The organism is Bacillus sp. KNSH39, from assembly GCF_052656585.1.
This window is the reverse complement of sequence record NZ_JBQXYO010000001.1, coordinates 4,885,613-4,902,075: the sequence shown is the minus strand read 5'-3', so window position 1 is coordinate 4,902,075 and position 16,463 is coordinate 4,885,613. Positions and strand designations below refer to the sequence as shown.

At 37.3% G+C, this 16,463-nt stretch carries 15 protein-coding genes; all 15 read right to left on the bottom strand.

The genetic code is table 11. The annotated features are described in order from the left end of the window. Window positions 1-48: 48 nt before the first annotated feature. Window positions 49-1,539, bottom strand: a complete 1,491-nt coding sequence (gene glpK / locus ACUL40_RS25180) for a glycerol kinase GlpK (RefSeq protein ID WP_000760011.1) — start codon at window positions 1,537-1,539, stop codon at window positions 49-51. A 13-nt stretch (window positions 1,540-1,552) separates the two neighbouring features. Continuing rightward, window positions 1,553-2,374, bottom strand: coding sequence for a glycerol uptake facilitator protein GlpF (gene glpF / locus ACUL40_RS25175; RefSeq protein ID WP_001272200.1), 822 nt, complete (start codon window positions 2,372-2,374; stop codon window positions 1,553-1,555). 226 nt (window positions 2,375-2,600) lie between these two features. After that, entirely contained in the window at window positions 2,601-3,161 is a 561-nt protein-coding gene (glpP, locus tag ACUL40_RS25170) for a glycerol uptake operon antiterminator GlpP (RefSeq protein WP_000394285.1), read from the bottom strand. A 97-nt stretch (window positions 3,162-3,258) separates the two neighbouring features. After that, a complete protein-coding gene (locus ACUL40_RS25165) occupies window positions 3,259-3,708 on the bottom strand; it encodes a helix-turn-helix transcriptional regulator (protein WP_326037980.1) in 450 nt (149 codons plus the stop codon). A 263-nt stretch (window positions 3,709-3,971) separates the two neighbouring features. Next, on the bottom strand, window positions 3,972-5,168 hold the full coding sequence (locus ACUL40_RS25160; protein WP_063246217.1) for an oxalate decarboxylase family bicupin: 1,197 nt from the start codon (window positions 5,166-5,168) through the stop codon (window positions 3,972-3,974). Window positions 5,169-5,575: 407 nt separating this feature from the next. Further along, window positions 5,576-5,806, bottom strand: a complete 231-nt coding sequence (locus ACUL40_RS25155) for a hypothetical protein (protein ID WP_324256716.1) — start codon at window positions 5,804-5,806, stop codon at window positions 5,576-5,578. Between the two features lie 215 nt (window positions 5,807-6,021). Continuing rightward, window positions 6,022-6,222 (bottom strand): sporulation YhaL family protein, encoded by a 201-nt coding sequence (locus ACUL40_RS25150; RefSeq protein WP_000449223.1) that lies wholly within the window; start codon window positions 6,220-6,222, stop codon window positions 6,022-6,024. 78 nt (window positions 6,223-6,300) lie between these two features. After that, window positions 6,301-7,173, bottom strand: coding sequence for an alpha/beta fold hydrolase (locus tag ACUL40_RS25145; RefSeq protein WP_140348618.1), 873 nt, complete (start codon window positions 7,171-7,173; stop codon window positions 6,301-6,303). Between the two features lie 240 nt (window positions 7,174-7,413). Next, window positions 7,414-7,659, bottom strand: coding sequence for a Phr family secreted Rap phosphatase inhibitor (locus tag ACUL40_RS25140; protein ID WP_000714517.1), 246 nt, complete (start codon window positions 7,657-7,659; stop codon window positions 7,414-7,416). Continuing rightward, window positions 7,659-8,753 (bottom strand): response regulator aspartate phosphatase, encoded by a 1,095-nt coding sequence (locus ACUL40_RS25135; RefSeq protein WP_000500588.1) that lies wholly within the window; start codon window positions 8,751-8,753, stop codon window positions 7,659-7,661. The genes ACUL40_RS25140 and ACUL40_RS25135 overlap by 1 nt, the downstream gene beginning before the upstream one ends. Before the next feature lie 233 nt (window positions 8,754-8,986). Further along, complete coding sequence (locus ACUL40_RS25130) at window positions 8,987-9,964, bottom strand: ring-cleaving dioxygenase (protein ID WP_001072552.1); 978 nt, start codon at window positions 9,962-9,964, stop codon at window positions 8,987-8,989. A 55-nt stretch (window positions 9,965-10,019) separates the two neighbouring features. After that, complete coding sequence (locus ACUL40_RS25125) at window positions 10,020-10,964, bottom strand: ring-cleaving dioxygenase (RefSeq protein ID WP_445422708.1); 945 nt, start codon at window positions 10,962-10,964, stop codon at window positions 10,020-10,022. A 345-nt stretch (window positions 10,965-11,309) separates the two neighbouring features. Further along, on the bottom strand, window positions 11,310-12,254 hold the full coding sequence (yhaM, locus tag ACUL40_RS25120) for a 3'-5' exoribonuclease YhaM (protein ID WP_000726638.1): 945 nt from the start codon (window positions 12,252-12,254) through the stop codon (window positions 11,310-11,312). A gap of 41 nt (window positions 12,255-12,295) precedes the next feature. Further along, window positions 12,296-15,220, bottom strand: coding sequence for an AAA family ATPase (locus ACUL40_RS25115; protein ID WP_445422709.1), 2,925 nt, complete (start codon window positions 15,218-15,220; stop codon window positions 12,296-12,298). Continuing rightward, entirely contained in the window at window positions 15,217-16,458 is a 1,242-nt protein-coding gene (locus tag ACUL40_RS25110) for a metallophosphoesterase family protein (protein WP_000815693.1), read from the bottom strand. The genes ACUL40_RS25115 and ACUL40_RS25110 overlap by 4 nt, the downstream gene beginning before the upstream one ends. Window positions 16,459-16,463 lie beyond the last annotated feature (5 nt).

The following is a 16,463-nucleotide window of genomic DNA, read 5'->3' as shown; positions in this document are numbered from 1 at the left end:
ATCTCCTACCGAATTATTAACTTGTCACCATTATAACACTGTTTATGATTATTTGAAAGCTTTTGTTGCTTCAATTGCTTTTTTCCATCCAGCATATAGCTCTTCGCTTGTTTTCGCTTCCATCGTTGGTTCAAAGCGTTTGTCCATATGCCACTGTTCTTTAATTTCATCTTGGTTTTTCCAATATCCAACCGCAAGACCAGCTAAGTATGCTGCACCTAGAGCCGTTGTTTCGTTGATTACTGGACGCTCTACAGGAACATCTAAAATATCACTTTGGAACTTCATTAAGAAGTTATTTTTAACTGCTCCGCCATCAACGCGTAATGTTTTCAGCTCAATACCTGAATCTGCTTCCATTGCGCATAATACATCTTTCGTTTGGTAAGCTAAAGATTCTAGCGTTGCACGAATGAAATGCTCTTTCGTCGTACCGCGCGTTACACCAAACATAGCGCCGCGTACTTCACTATCCCAATAAGGTGTTCCTAGTCCAACGAATGCTGGTACAACGTATACACCGTCAGTTGATTCAACGCGACTCGCATACACTTCACTCTCACTTGCATCTTTAAACATGCGCATTCCGTCACGTAACCATTGAATTGCAGAACCCGCTACGAAAATACTTCCTTCTAATGCGTAGTTTACTTTACCATCTATTCCCCATGCAATTGTTGTTAATAGACCGTGCTCAGAAGCTACTGCTTTTTCACCTGTGTTCATTAACATGAAGCAACCAGTTCCGTAAGTATTTTTCGCCATACCTTCACCGAAACAAGCTTGTCCAAATAATGCTGCTTGTTGGTCACCAGCTACACCTGCAATCGGTACATTTTGGCCGAAGAAGTGGTAATCAATTGTTTCTCCGTAAATTTCAGATGATGGACGCACTTCTGGAAGCATGCTCTTTGGTACTGTTAACATTTCTAGAAGCTCATCATCCCACTGTAAGTCGTGAATGTTAAACATTAACGTACGTGATGCGTTTGAGTAATCTGTTACGTGTGCTTTACCACCAGATAGTTTCCATACAAGCCACGAATCAATTGTTCCGAATAATAGATCGCCGTTTTCTGCTTTTTCTCTTGCACCTTCAACGTTATCTAAAATCCATTTTACTTTCGTACCAGAGAAGTATGCATCAATTAAAAGACCTGTTTTTTCGCGAACCATTTCGCTATAACCTTTTTCTTTTAACTCATCACAAATTTCAGCTGTTTGGCGAGATTGCCATACGATTGCGTTGTAAATTGGTTTACTAGTCGTTTTATCCCAGACAACCGTTGTTTCACGTTGGTTCGTAATACCGATACCTGCGATTTGTTCTGGTTTTACATCTGCTTCGCTTAAGCAAGTTGCGATAACTGCTAAAATAGATCCCCAAATTTCTTGTGCATTATGCTCTACCCAGCCCGGCTTTGGAAAATGTTGTGTAAACTCTTTTTGAGCTGAATGAACAATTTCACCTTTTTTATTGAAAAGAATTGCGCGTGAGCTTGTTGTTCCTTGGTCTAATGAAAGAATATATTTTTTCATATCGGTTTCCCCCTTATGCTACTTTTCTACTATTTGTATTGCTTCCGCTTTTTTTACTTGTCATATAAGAGATTGCTAGTACAATCACAGTTGCGATAATCACATAAATAAGTGCTGAATTTTGTTTTCCTTCAAATACAACTTGATGGAATAAACCTGCAAGTGATCCACCTAAAATTGGACCAACTACTGGAATCCATGCATACTTCCAGTTTGAACCGCCTTTTCCTGCAATCGGAAGGAAGAAGTGTGCGATACGCGGACCTAAATCACGCGCTGGGTTAATTGCGTATCCTGTTGTCCCACCTAATGATAAACCAATACTTACAATTAAGAAACCTACGATAAATGGATTTAATCCATCTGCAAATTTATTTGCACCAATTGCTAATATACCAAATACTAAAACGAATGTTCCAATCATTTCACTTAAAAGGTTTGCAAATGTGTTCGGAATTGCTGGACCTGTTGCAAATACACCTAACTTTGTTCCTGGATCTTCTGTTTCTTTCCAGTGTGGTAAGTAATGTAAATATACGATAACTGCCCCGATAATTGCCCCAATCATTTGTGCTACGATATAACCTGGTACGTCGCTCCATGGGAACGCTCCCTTAAATGCTAATCCTATCGTTAAAGCTGGATTCAAATGTGCCCCACTAATTGATCCAACCGCATACGCTGCAACCGCTACTGCTAAGCCCCAGCCCATTGTAATAACAATCCAACCTGAATCTTTCGCAAACGATTTCTTTAAACTTACACCAGCACAAACGCCGCCACCAAGTACGATTAACAACGCAGTCCCTATTAACTCTCCTAAAAATGCTGACATAGTATCCCTCCACAATCAATTTAAACGCTTTCAAATGTGATAGAGGTAAAATGAATGGCCATTCGTTTTTGTCAAAAGAAAAAGACCCACAGCTTGCACGCTTCTATATAAATTTATATAGAAACAATGAAATGTGGATCTCTACTTTTCTCCGTCACGTTTATTAACTTGTCTATAATGTTAACCGCAAATGAAAGCGGTGTCAACGAAAAAATTCACATTTTCGTCACTTTTTTTGGTAATGTTTCCATAGTTCACGTTTTGATGTCGTAATTGCTGTCGCACCAGCATTTAATGCTCTTTCCACATCTTCTACAGTACGAATAAAACCACCTGCTAAAATCGGTACACCAGTACGCTCTTTCACTTCAGCGATAACATCCGTTAATGCTCCAGGAAGTACCTCAATATAATCCGGTTTCGTCTTATCTAAAAGATTGCAGCTCTTCTCCATCGCACTCGAATCGATTAAAAAGATGCGTTGTATTGCCACAACACCTTTTTGCTTCGCCTTCATAATAACACTCGCCTTTGTTGAAAGTAACCCGTACGGTCTAAACTCCTGACATAAATATTCCGTCGCATGCCCATCACTCTGCAAACCATGAATTAAATCCACATGTAAAAATACCTTTTTACAATATTGCTTCGCAAGTGATATAACACTCTTCAATTGGCCGACATGAATATCTAAAATAACGATATATTCATACGAACTATGTAATAGCTTTTCCAAATCTTTAATTTGCCTCACTGCCGGCAAAATTTTCTGTTCATGAAATTCCATTCTATACGTCCCCTTCTTTATGTCATCCTATCCTTTATAGTACACAATTTAAGTGAAAAGAACAGCTAGTGTCGGGGATTTCTTTCAAATCTTTCTCTTATCTATATATTTTCTTCAACTTATCAGAACCTATACCACCTATAATCATGAATACAAGGGGCAAAAGATTCATTACATATGGCGCATCTGCTACAATTGTAATACTTGCTCCAGCAAACTTATTTAGCATCCATACAACGATTTTTGCAATAAACAAAAATACTCCTATCATAAATAAACTATCAAAAAACACCTTCCATTTTGGATACGCCAATTGCTTACTATCTTCAATTACTTTCTGCGTCAATTCTTCATCACTCCTTAACAATTCATCAATCGTAATACCGAACAGACCGCTTAAATGAATAATAATTTCAATGCTCGGATAGTTCTTTCCCGTCTCCCATTTCGAAACCGACTGCCTGCTCACATGAATTTTTTCAGCCAAATCATGTTGCGACCAATTTCGTTTTTCTCGTTCTTCTTTTAAACGTTCGCTAAAAATCATACTGTGTTTATCACCTCTCTACGTCTAGTATGGACAAATACATAATGAAGAGTAAAGCGAGTTGTCGTTGCGTTAGCTGTGCAACTTGTGCGTTACACCTAAAAATAAAGCTATGTAGTATGTCGATTTCATATATTTTTCTTCTATAATAATTTCCCGAACAATAATACAACGAACAGATACTAGTTAAGACTAGATTAGGCATAAAAAATACGCCATCCCTTCTTATCAGTCTCCAGAAAGAATAACGCAAATTTTCATTTTTACTCATCATTTTTCGGACTATATGAAAACCCCGGATATTTCACAACAGGCCACTTCTCCTTACGCAGAGAATCCATTACTTGCGGGCCAACATGTATATTACTCTCCACTATTTCTTTAGGAGTCAGTGCCATCCATTGATTTAACGATACATCTTCAAAACGATTGCTTCTGAACATCTCTAAAAACCATAATGTTTCGGTACCTGTATTTTGAATATAATGCCCCGTCGCAAACGGTACATATCCGACATCGCCAGCTCTATAATCAAATGTACGAGCGGTACCATTTCCAAGAAACACAGTCATTCTCGCTTCCCCTGTCAAATAATATTGCCATTCATCATTATTCGGGTGCCAATGAAGTTCTCTCATTCCACCAGGCTCAACCTCAACGAGCGCTGCTGCGATTGTTTTTGAAATAGGGAAATTTGTAGAATCTACAATTCGAACGCTACCACCAGGCGTCTTAATCGGCTTTTGTTTTAACAATTCATGTTTAAATGTTAAAGGAACTTCTCCTTTCGGTGATTGAACTTCCTGACTTTCAAGCGAACCTGGCACCTCTCCTTGATAAATATAAACTTGATCTGAAGGGAGAGAACGAAAAACACTCTCAGGTACTCCAAAATTAGCCGACAACACTTCTTTTGGCGTATGCGCAAACCAATCAGAAATAGCTAAAGTAGATAAATCAGAAAAATGCCCATCATCGAAAACGAGTAGAAATTCACAATGTTCCAATCCTTGAATGGAATGCGGAATACCAGGAGGAAAATACCAAAGATCACCTGGTCCAACATCAGCAATAAAATTCCGTCCATTTTGATCAACAGCCGTTATGCGCGCCCGTCCTAAAAGCATATACGCCCATTCTGCTTCTTTATGCCAATGTAGTTCTCGTACTCCACCGGCCGTTAAACTCATATTTACTCCGGCAATCGTCGTCGAAACCGGTAGTTCCCGAGCAGTAATCTCCCGAGACCACCCGCCTTGTTTCAAAATCATAGAAGTGTCCGAGAATGAAAACTTCAAGTTAGGAACTAACCCTGCATCCGTTATAGGCGGAACAAGCATATTCGGATTTTGAATATCCCGCATAACATTACGAGGTCCAGAATCAATCGCACCTGCTCCGTCGCTGCGGATTGGTTGTGGCACATTCCTTCCTGCTTCATTAACAGTACGTTTCTTCATGATTACACTCCTTTTTCATCCGGTTATGAAGTAAAAATCCTCCATCATAGTGTATGAATTGGGCTTTGAATGGTTACTTTTACTATAGATTCGGCAATTTTCGCTCTAACAGTCTACTACCCATTACTATTTAAAACAGAAGATGGACAACAAAGACTTTAAGTAAAATGCAAAAAACGCCCTCTGTTTCAGAAAGATTAACAGAGGGCGTTTTCTTTTTTTACGTAAAGTGTCCAAAAGTCTTTCCTTTGTCATACTGATTACACCCTTTTTTAGAGGGCCAATATTAACACTCTCTTTTTAAAATTCCATATCAAAATCCCTTATATTATTAACAGCGATAAAAAGGAATACCATTCTATCCAAATAGAACAGCATTCCTTTTTATAAACAGTATTTAAAAATTATTATTTAAGGTATTTCCCCAAATCATCTAAGTTTCTCGTATGATTTAGAATGATTACATACTCAACTTCAACTTCTGTTACTACCATTTCTAGTACTTGATGGACTTCAATATAATCATTTTCATATTCTTTTGCCGAAGATACAATCTCTTCTAAGGTTCTTACAAATGTTTCAGCACTCCAGTCTTTTGTTGACAACGCCACATAGGTTTGAAATTTTTTTATATTCATGTTAGTTCTTATCTCCTCCAACAACAATAAAACTGTATATTTAATACTTTAAATATAAAATACCCTCAAGCAAATATCAATTTTTTCATTTAATAAGTCTTCAATTTTAAAATGACAGCTAACAAACGAAACCTATACTTTTCTCTTATACAAATATTTAACATAATAAAAAAGAAGAGAAATACAATATATTTCTCTTCTTTAAACGTAATCTATTAAAGCAATACCGAATCTTTATCACTATCCTGATTACGTTTCTCGCGCTCTTCTTCTAAGCGCTTCATATATACTTCGCCTTCTTTTTCGATAAACTCATTATCCATATCTTGCTCTTTTTTCGAAGTATATAAAACCATGTAGCCACTTAGTACAATCCCAACAATTACAAGATACACCCACCATGGTAAAGTTTCCAAATCACTTCATTCCTTTCCTTAGACAAGCCTTATTAGTTTCACTTTATGAGGAAAGAATTGGATTTATGCTTAAAATTTTTATTGTGGATGCTTCGCGAAAAATGCTTGTACATATTCCATAAACTCAATTGGTTCCTGACGAAACGGTGCGTGGTATCCTTTTTCAATAATATGAAACGTACTATTTGCAAATAGCCCATGATACAGTTCACCATTTTTCCAAGAAACACTCTTATCATGTCGTCCCCATATAATTAAAGTCGGTACCTTAATTTTATCAGCTTCCATCGCAATGCGGCGCTCTCTCATTTTCGTAAGCTGATCATAATGCTCTTTATCATCACGACTATTTTTTACTCCATTTTTATTATATTTCGTAATCTCAGTTACAGTTTGTAAGTCCGTCGATAGCGGTGGTACTTCATAACTTTCTTTTTGCTGGAAAGACTCTATCCCTGTAGCATCCGCCAAGATAAGATGCGTCACTGCATCCGGATATAAATACGCTAAATTAAGGGACATCTCTCCGCCCATTGAATGGCCGAGCACCGCAAACTGATCGTATCCGAGCTTCTTCATTAACTTATAATATAAATTCACTTGCGCAGGAAACGAATACTGAAAATCAACCGGCTTAGAAGAACGCCCAAACCCTAAAATATCAACCGCAATAATCGTATGATCTCGCACTAGTTCCGGATAAATATCACTAAACCCATCAGAAGAACCACCAAACCCATGCAACATAAGTAAAGGAGGTTTTCCCTCACCAATTTGTTTAAAATAAATCGTCTGTCCATCAATTTGCGCCATACTCTCTTTCGTATTCAGCTTCATCATAACAGTATCTTTCACTTCTCCAACCTTCGCAATCGGCTTATCAACGAAGTTACATACGATAAGCAAAATAAGCACAATACCGCTAATCAAATAAAACTTAAACCGTTTCAACATTCCCGTCTCCTTTCTCTTGTTGTCATTTAAAGTTTTTACATTTTTTGGTTATTTTATGTCCTCTTTTTAATTGTAACTAAAACAGTTACAATTATACTAAAAAAATATAACTCATTTCTGTTACTAATGGTTATTCTGTAACCATTATAGTTACGCATTTAAAGTAAGTCAATTCTTTTCTCTACATGACCTGAAAATAGAAAAAGGGACTTCATGTTGAAGTCCCTTTCTTTGTTATTATAGTTGGCTTACTCTGCCGTCGCCTTTATTATCTGCTGGTGCTCCGCCTGTGTCACCAATGTTAACGTAGTCTGGTCTTGCTGGTGCTCCTCCTGTGTCTCCTATATTAACGTAGTCTGGTCTTGCTGGTGCTCCTCCTGTGTCTCCTATATTTACAGCTTGATTTGTAAAAGAACTATTGAACCCAATTGATAATACCCCTACTAATGCAGTCCCAACAATAGCCAAACGAAATTTCTTCATTATTTTAACGCTCCCTTTTCCAATATATTTTTTTGAGCCTTATTATTCATATAAAAATATTTACTTGCCTTAACATGATCATCAAATTCATAAAATTTCAGTGCTAAAATTTCAGTGTATTCTTGAATACAATCCCATAATCTTTCTCTCTCAAAATAAGAAAGTCCTTCTAAAATTACATCTTCAATAATTGATACTGAAGATTTTCCATTGAGTTCTTTCAAAATTTTAAACCGATGTTGAAATTCTTTTTCTCCTAAATCAACACAAATATTTAAACCTTTTTCAACAATTGGATTCGCTAAATTATATTGTCCTAATTTGTAATGTTCATGTGCTTCTACAAACAAGGCTTTAAAGTGTTCTGGGTAATTTTTGGTCACCTCAGATATATGACGAATCGCTAATTCTGAAAGATTTTGACTAGCATAAAGCCAAGCTAAATTATGCCGAACCATTAGCATATATTTTTTTTGATCTGCTTTTTGCAATACTTCCATAGCAGAATTAAAGTTTTCTTCCGCTAATTCATAGTGATCTATGTCTACACAACATAGTCCAAAAGCATTTTCACATAATCCTACTTTTATTTCATAACCTGGATATTGTAAAAATGCTGCTTTTGCCCTATTCAAGTAATCTATTGCATGAACTTGGTCATATTTTTGATAATAGAAATTCCCCATCCGATAATTAAACTCCGCATGTTCTATCGGATCGGCAATATATTTCAATAACTTCTCAGCTTGCTCATACTGTTCTTTCGCTTCGTTATAATTTGAAATTAATGTGCAATGAAACCCTTTAAAAAAGTGATAGTAATAAGCTAGAACACCTTCTGCCGGGATTTCAAAAGATTCCACTTTATCAAAACTATCTTCTCTAACCCCAATCCAATCCACTAATGCATCATATCTAAAATTCAACAACGCATGATAAAGCAATACATCCTGATCCACGTCCAAACCACTAATCTTACTTTCAATCTCCTCTTTCATTTCCGTAGCTTTCTCTATATTTTGCTGCAACATTACACGATACCAATCATCTAAAGAATGTTTCATTTGCTCCCGCGTTACTACATCTGCTCCCATACACTCCGCATCCCCTTTTCTCCAAAATTAGTATTTTTATACAATTATCAAAATTGTATATTACCACTCCTTTTCTATGCATTGAAAAATAATTATCAGAAAATTTAATATTTTAATTAATTATACCAAAGTTTTCCTTTTTAATAACTTGAGAAACAATTGTCAGAAAACTTACTAGAATAAATAAAAAAGCAAGCAGTTCCAGCACTCCGCTAAAACTACTTGCTCTATTTTTACTCTTTAATAAATTCCTTCGTGCTTCTTACTGTATCAATTGGACGAACTAATTTTTCAATTTCTTCACGTTTTGGCTCTAGGAATGGAGGTAAAGATAATTTTTCGCCAAGTGTTTCGTATGGCTCATCTCCCATAAATCCTGGGCCATCTGTTGCAAATTCAAATAAAATTTGTGGTGCAACTCTTGCATATAATGATTCAAAGAAATGACGGTCTACATAACCAGATGAAGGAAGTCCAACGCTACTGATTCTCTCAATCCATTCTTCTAATACAGCGCGATCTTCTACGCGGAATGCCACATGGTGCACTGTACCAAAACCTTGTTGTGCTTCTGGAAGAACCGTATTATGTTCTACGATGACAGATGCACCGTTTCCACCTTTATTCACTTCAAATAAATAGAATTCTCCTTCTTGCGCAACCTCTTTAAATAATAAAACTTTTTCTAACACTTCTTTGAAGAAACTAAAGTTTGCAATACGGATGAATACAGGCCCTAAACCAGTAATTGCATATTCTAATGGAACTGGTCCGTTTTGCCATGGTGTACCTGATTCGATTCCTTTATCAAGTTCATCTGAGATTAATTGATAGTGTTGATCATCAAAGTCAACGAAAGAAAGAGTTTTCTTACCAAATTGCTCTTTAATTCCTGTATGTTCTACTTCAAGACGGTCAAAACGTTTCACCCAATACTCTAATGCTGCATCGGTCGGAACGCGAAATGAAGTTTTTGAAATTTCATTCGTACCGTGTACTCCTTTTGGAATACCTGGGAAGTCAAAGAATGTCATATCTGTTCCTGCACTACCTTTATCATCTGCAAAGAATAAATGATACGTTTGAATGTCATCTTGGTTTACTGTTTTTTTAACTAAACGCATTCCTAAAACGTGAGTGAAAAACTCATAGTTTTTTTCTGCACTACTTGTAATCGCTGTAACGTGGTGAATTCCTTTTAATTGGTTCATTTTATATTCCTCCAATGGGTTTCATTTATATGTTAAAGTTATATATTTTCTTCTATTACTTCTCTTCAATCGGTGCTAAATTCGCTTCAATTTCTGCACGCTGACCTTCTAAGAATGGTGGTAAATCAAGTTTTTCTCCTAAATGTTCCACATCTCCATCAACTGTAAATCCTGGTCCATCTGTCGCAATTTCAAATAGGATTCCGTTTGATTCGCGGAAATATAAGCTTTTAAAATAGAAACGGTCGATGATTCCTGAAGAATGGAAGCCTCTTTGTTTCACCTGTTCTTCCCAATAAGCAAGCTCTGCATCGTTTTTCACGCGAATTGCTAAATGGTGAATGCTCCCTCGGCCCGGCTTTTCAGTAGGACCATCTAAATATTTCACAACGATTTCTCCAAAAACCTCTCCTTTAATGGACTGGAAAATTGCTTCTTGATCATTTCGGCTAACCTCTGTATAACCAAACATGTCTGTAAGTGTACTCGCCATTTTATCAAGTCTACGAACTGTCATTTCCACAGAACCCATTCCTTGAATTTGATGCTTTGCAGGAACTTCTGATTTCTCCCAAGTTTCCCAGTGCTCTACTTTTTCTCCGTTTGAAACGAGTAGTACTAAGCGAAGACCTTCAGCATCCTCAAATTGCAAAGCAGGACGATTTGCATATGTTGTTATTTCACTATGTTTCACATTAAATTTCTCAAATCGTTCTTTCCAGTAATGTAAGCTTTCCTCTGAAGGAACGAGTAATCCAATTCGAGTAATGGCATTCGTGCCGCGATATGTTCTTCCTACTAATGGAATTTCAAAAAATGATAATTCCGTGCCTGGACTTCCTGTTTTATCTCCATAAAATAAGTGGTACATTGACGGATCATCTTGGTTTACTGTCATTTTCACACGACGTAAGCCAAGCACGTTTTTATAAAAGTGATTATTTTCATTTGCATTTTTCGTAACCATTGAAATGTGATGATGCCCTTTAATTTCATACATTGGTTATTCCTCCGTTTCGTTTTACTAGTCAAGTGATAACTAAAAAAATAACATTTCCCACAACTAATATGGTTTTTAGCTTTTCAATTTATTCTTAATTATGTTTTTGTAAATTCATCTTAGTTTTTACTGTATAAGTTACTTTGTTTTTTAATCGAAAACAACTGAGTGTATGTTTTTCATATGACTCAATCGCTTTCGTTACTATCACTTTACACCTCAAGTGATTGAAAAGCAAGTGATTTATCTCAAATTCGAGATATTTTTTGTATCATACTATTTACTTCCTATAAAAATAGCCTCACTAAGCTTTTAAAACTTAATGAGGCCACTTTATTCACACTATTAATTATGGAACGACGGTTTATAGAACGAACGATTATCAAGAGCAAAGACACGCTCTGTATATTCGCCTGGTTTTGTGCGTCCTAATGCGCGGTCCATCATGTTCATTTTTGCATCTAAGTTATCGATGTAATGCAGAATTTCTGCTTCTTTTACTAATGGTGGTTTTGGACTACCCCATTCTGCTTTTCCGTGGTGAGAAAGGACGATGTGTTGAAGAATTAATACTTCTTCTGCATCGATTTGCAATTCGTCTGCCGCTTTACCAATTTCGTTCACCATAATAGAAATGTGGCCTAGTAAATTTCCTTCTAACGTATACGTTGTAGAAATTGGGCCAGATAGTTCGATTACTTTACCAAGGTCATGTAAAATAACGCCTGCATATAGTAAGTCTTTATCTAACGATGGGTATAGATTTGAGATAGCTTTCGCTAAATCAAGCATTGATACGACGTGATAAGCTAGTCCAGATACGAACTCGTGATGGTTCTTTGTCGCTGCTGGATAGTCTAAAAATTCGTTTTGATGCTTATTTAATAAATGTCTTGTTAGACGTTGAATGTTCGGGTTTCTCATTTCAAATATGTATTGCGTAATTTTCTCAACCATATCTTCTTTTTTCACTGGTGCTTTTTCTACGAAGTCTGAGATGTCTGTTACTTCATTTTCATTAGCAACACGGATTTGTTTCACACGTAATTGAATACGTCCTTTGTAGTTTAAAATATCTCCAGCTACTTTCACGATTGTTTCCGCTACATATTGTTTCTCAACTTCTGGTGATACGTCCCACAATTTTGCTTCAATATCTCCACTTGGATCTTGTAAGATTACTGTTAAAAATGGCTTTCCATTGCTTGCGATACCTTTTGTCGCTGTTTTAATTAACAAGAAAATATCGACTTGTTCACCAACTTCATACTCTGCAATTTTCTTTTTCATTCGAATTCCTCCACCAAATCAGTTACTTTTAGTATAGCACACTACAACTCATTTTCTTTACGCATATGTGTTAATTTTATAATCTGTTTTTCTGTAAAATACGCGAGTAAATGCGCATGACATGTAAAGAATATGACTTGTCTATCCTTTGCAATTTCCTTTATAAGTTCAATCGTTCGATTCGTCCTTACCGCATCAAAGTGCACGAAACTATCATCAATAATAAATGGGTAATCATGCTCAAATGTTTTTGCTAGTGCAAATCTCAGCGATAAATATAACTGCTCCGCTGTCGCTTGGCTTAGTTCATGACTGTAAAAACGCATACCATCGTTACGCTCTACAATAAACGGCTCTGACTCTGACGGTGAAAAGATTTTACTATATCGTCCGCCTGTTAAATAGACGAAATACTCTTCTGACTTTTGTAAAATACGAGGAAGATGTACTTCATGATAATATTGCTTCGTTTTCGTTAACACCGTTTTTGCGGCCGCATAAGCAGCCCACTTCTTCACTTGTTCACGCACTTGCGCTTTTTTCATTTCCCATTCATGCATTAAATCGCCGTACGTACTACCTTCTTCTAAATTCGCAATTTCCATACGATGTTTCGCAATACGCTCTGTCAGTTCTTTCTCTTGTGCCAGACAGTTTTGCACGACTGTCAGTTCTTGCTTTAATTTTCCGTCATAACCGTCAGCTTCGTAATGTTCAGCTAATGATAAACTCGTTAAACGCTGTTCTAACAGATCAATTTGCGGTAATAAACGCCCCACTTGTTTCTCTGCATCTTCACGTTTTTCCGCTAGTTTACCCGCTTCTAAAAACATCTCTTCATCTGTAGACGCTGCAATATGCCATAAACCATCTCGTTCTATTAGTAATTGCTTTAATTGTTCTTGCATAAACTCATATTCTTCTTGCCATTCCGCCAGTTTTTCTTTTAACTGCTTACAAGTTTGGCGCTTCTCTTTCTCATTTTGCATACGGCTTTGTGCCTCGTGTAGCTTACTATACTCCGCACTACCGATAACAGTTTCTAGTTTATGTTCAAATTGCGAAATCATTTCATATAATGAAGATTTTCGCGTGCCTTGTTTCTCTAATTCACGATATAATTGCTGCATTTTTTCAATACGCTCAAACGCCGGCAATATGTGTGCATACGTATAAAATTCAGGAAACATATAGCGCGCTTTATATGCATCGACTTGTTCTCCCGCCTGGAACGTTTCTCTCTCCCATTCCTCATACGATGAAACGACTTTATCATACGCTCGTTCCAACTGCTGTAACTTATAAGACTCGCGCTCAAATAATTTACGTATCTCTTCATCTTTTTCTAACTGATAGCGAACAGACATCGCTTCTTCACTTTGTCTCCCGCCGGCACTTTGCTGAAGTGTAAGGAGCTCTTCTTGTAATCCATTTGATGGATCTTTATATAAAACAAGGGCGAGAACAATCCCTACAAAAACAATGACACTAATAAATAAGAGCGCTCGGTTATCTATAAATAAGCTTGTGAATAAAACGCCTGTGTTAATAAGAAGTAACAGAAGACAAACTCTTTGCCACTGCTTTTTCTTTTGCTTAGCTACTCCTGCTTTTTCCTCATACTTGCGCTTCATTCTCTCTGCGCCCATACCGATAAACGCCGCATCTTGGAACGATTTCTCTTTCTCAACTAACACACTTCTCTCTTCATCCACTAACATTTGTTTCTTAATCTGTCTTATATTTTCTTCTTGTTCTTCTAATTGCTCTTGCGCTACTTTAAAACGATCATCGAGCTGTGCTTTTTGCGTTTCTAATTCGCGCGCCTTTTGCACTGTTTGCGTAATTAACTCTTTCGTTGCCAAACTCATATCAAATGAAAGAACGGTTTCCTTTTCAAAAGTAGTACCAATTTGTTGTTCTAGTTCTGCGATTTCTTCTTTTATATTCGTAATATTCCCGCTCATATCACGCATTTCTTGGCGTGCATTTTCGTAAGACATATGCTGCATACGAAGTTCTTCTACATAACTTTCTTTTTGTAAAAACTCTTCATCTATTTGAATCGAGGCAATTTCCGATTGCACTGTCTCAATTTTCTTGTGGAGCGAATCAACTTGTAATTGAAGCGGCTCCATCTTCGCCTTCATTGCTTCATAACGCGCCATTCCGTTTACCGGAAACTGCCCGCTCTCGTTCTCTAACACTTTCTCATGCGCATGTTTTTCAATAACGAGTGGCTCAAGCGCTGCTAATATTTCATAATCTTGCTTTCGCTTTTCTGCACTCTCTTTCTCCACGCGAACAGAAGCAAGCTTCTCTTCACTTTCTTTTAACTGCTCTACTTGTTTTTCATACGTGCCAATTTTTCCTTGCCACTCTTTCATCTTCTCTTCAAGTTTCTTCATCTCTTGCAGTGACACGTTAATTTCTGGTTTACGCCCGCTCGGCTTAAAGCGCTGATCCATTTCTTTTTCTAGCTTTTTATCTAACTGCAATAGCGCATCACTTCCGACTGCACTTGCCGAAAATAAATAATTGCCAATATCCGCTTCGCCTAGCTGATGAATATTTTGAAGACCATGCATATCAAATGAAAAGACAGATTCAAATAAACTTTCATTCATCCCGCTTAATATATCGTTTAAAATTTCTTCTCCGCCCGTTTTCCCGTCTTCAAAATAAACGGTCACCTCGCCAGCTGCCGTCTTTGGCAATCGCTCAATTTTCAAACGACCGTACTGCTCTGTTTGCACAGTCATCGCGCCGCCATACTTCCCGCCTTCTTTCGGCTCATAACGGCGCTGTCCTCTCGTCGGAAAACCGAACAAAATACTTTTCATAAATGAGCGAATTGTCGATTTCCCCGCTTCATTTTCACCGTATAGCACCGTCAGCAATGAAAGATCCATTTCCACATTTTCTAATTTTCCGTACCCATAAATATGGAGTTTTTCAATTCTCATTTTTTATCCCTCTCTTGCTGGAATAATTGCTCTAAAATAATATTTTCTGCTTCCTTTTGAATCTCTTTCTTCTCTTCTTCTGTAAAAGATTCAATACTATTACGCGCTACAGGAGATGTCCAAATAGTGCGCAATACGCCGTCCATATTGCTGAAAGCTTCTAACTCCTTTAGCACACTACCTACGAAATGATTTTCCGCTTTCAAACGTTCGATTTCCGCAAAAGAAACTGTCTCATTTTTCCACTTCATCGCATATACAAAATCTTTTCGCTCTTCGCTAGATGCTAAAATGTGAAAAATCTCTTCTACGCGCTTTTCGTCACGCAAATAAGGAGAAAGTGGGCCCTGCCCTGTGAATACGACAGTTAAAAGCGTCCCTTCCTCTTCTCTTCTGCATTCATTCATCGCAGTAGATAGGCTCGTCATAAGTTCATCAACAGTTTCAAGTCCATCAATACAAACTTCAATCTCATCCCATACAACATCTGCCGTATGGAAAAATGAACATTGCGTTCCTTGTTTCGTAAGTTCAATAAGGTACGCACCCTTCTCGCCTGTTTCCTTACGATGACGACCTTGTATGTTCCCTGGATAAATCATATACGGCTCTTCTGATAAAATTTCACGTTTATGTATATGGCCAAGAGCCCAATAGTCAAACAGTTTTTCTTTCAACTCACGAATTTGAAACGGTGCATAGCGATTATGCTCTGCATCCCCTTCCACACTTCCGTGAAGCATGCCAATATGAAAAGGCGCATCACTCATTTTCGTATACTGCGCTGTCATATTATCCGTTACCGCTTGCTGCAAATAACTAAACCCATAAATAGAAGCTAATAGCTCACCATTTTTATAAAATGATTTCTCTTCTACATAAGGCTCAGTAAATACATGAACATTTTCCGGAAACTCAATTGCTGCCCAGCTTCCCCCTAAATGATCATGGTTACCGTGAATAATAAAAACAGGGATATCGTACTGCGAAAGTCTCTTCATTTGCTCACGCACAAACACTTGCGCCCTCAAACTTCTCGTCTCCGCATCATACAAATCCCCAGCTAGTAATACGAAATCAACGCGCTCTTGAATCGCTTTATCAACAATACGCTCAAATGATTCAAACGTACTTTGCTTCATTCTCTCCCAAACAGACTGCGCAACATTCATCTCCATCCCTTTAAACGGACTATCCAAATGCAAATCAGCCGCATGTATAAACTTTACTTGTTTCACAAATA

Bases quoted from the DNA above. Each gene is read 5' to 3' on its own strand.
- ACUL40_RS25130 (WP_001072552.1), bottom strand. From the start codon at position 9,964: ATGAACCAATTAAAAGGAATTCACCACGTTACAGCGATTACAAGTAGT.
- ACUL40_RS25115 (WP_445422709.1), bottom strand. From the start codon at position 15,220: ATGAGAATTGAAAAACTCCATATTTATGGGTACGGAAAATTAGAAAAT.
- ACUL40_RS25165 (WP_326037980.1), bottom strand. From the start codon at position 3,708: ATGATTTTTAGCGAACGTTTAAAAGAAGAACGAGAAAAACGAAATTGG.
- yhaM (WP_000726638.1), bottom strand. From the start codon at position 12,254: ATGAAAAAGAAAATTGCAGAGTATGAAGTTGGTGAACAAGTCGATATT.
- glpP (WP_000394285.1), bottom strand. From the start codon at position 3,161: ATGGAATTTCATGAACAGAAAATTTTGCCGGCAGTGAGGCAAATTAAA.
- glpF (WP_001272200.1), bottom strand. From the start codon at position 2,374: ATGTCAGCATTTTTAGGAGAGTTAATAGGGACTGCGTTGTTAATCGTA.
- ACUL40_RS25155 (WP_324256716.1), bottom strand. From the start codon at position 5,806: ATGAATATAAAAAAATTTCAAACCTATGTGGCGTTGTCAACAAAAGAC.
- ACUL40_RS25125 (WP_445422708.1), bottom strand. From the start codon at position 10,964: ATGTATGAAATTAAAGGGCATCATCACATTTCAATGGTTACGAAAAAT.
- ACUL40_RS25160 (WP_063246217.1), bottom strand. From the start codon at position 5,168: ATGAAGAAACGTACTGTTAATGAAGCAGGAAGGAATGTGCCACAACCA.
- glpK (WP_000760011.1), bottom strand. From the start codon at position 1,539: ATGAAAAAATATATTCTTTCATTAGACCAAGGAACAACAAGCTCACGC.
- ACUL40_RS25140 (WP_000714517.1), bottom strand. From the start codon at position 7,659: ATGAAGAAATTTCGTTTGGCTATTGTTGGGACTGCATTAGTAGGGGTA.
- ACUL40_RS25135 (WP_000500588.1), bottom strand. From the start codon at position 8,753: ATGGGAGCAGATGTAGTAACGCGGGAGCAAATGAAACATTCTTTAGAT.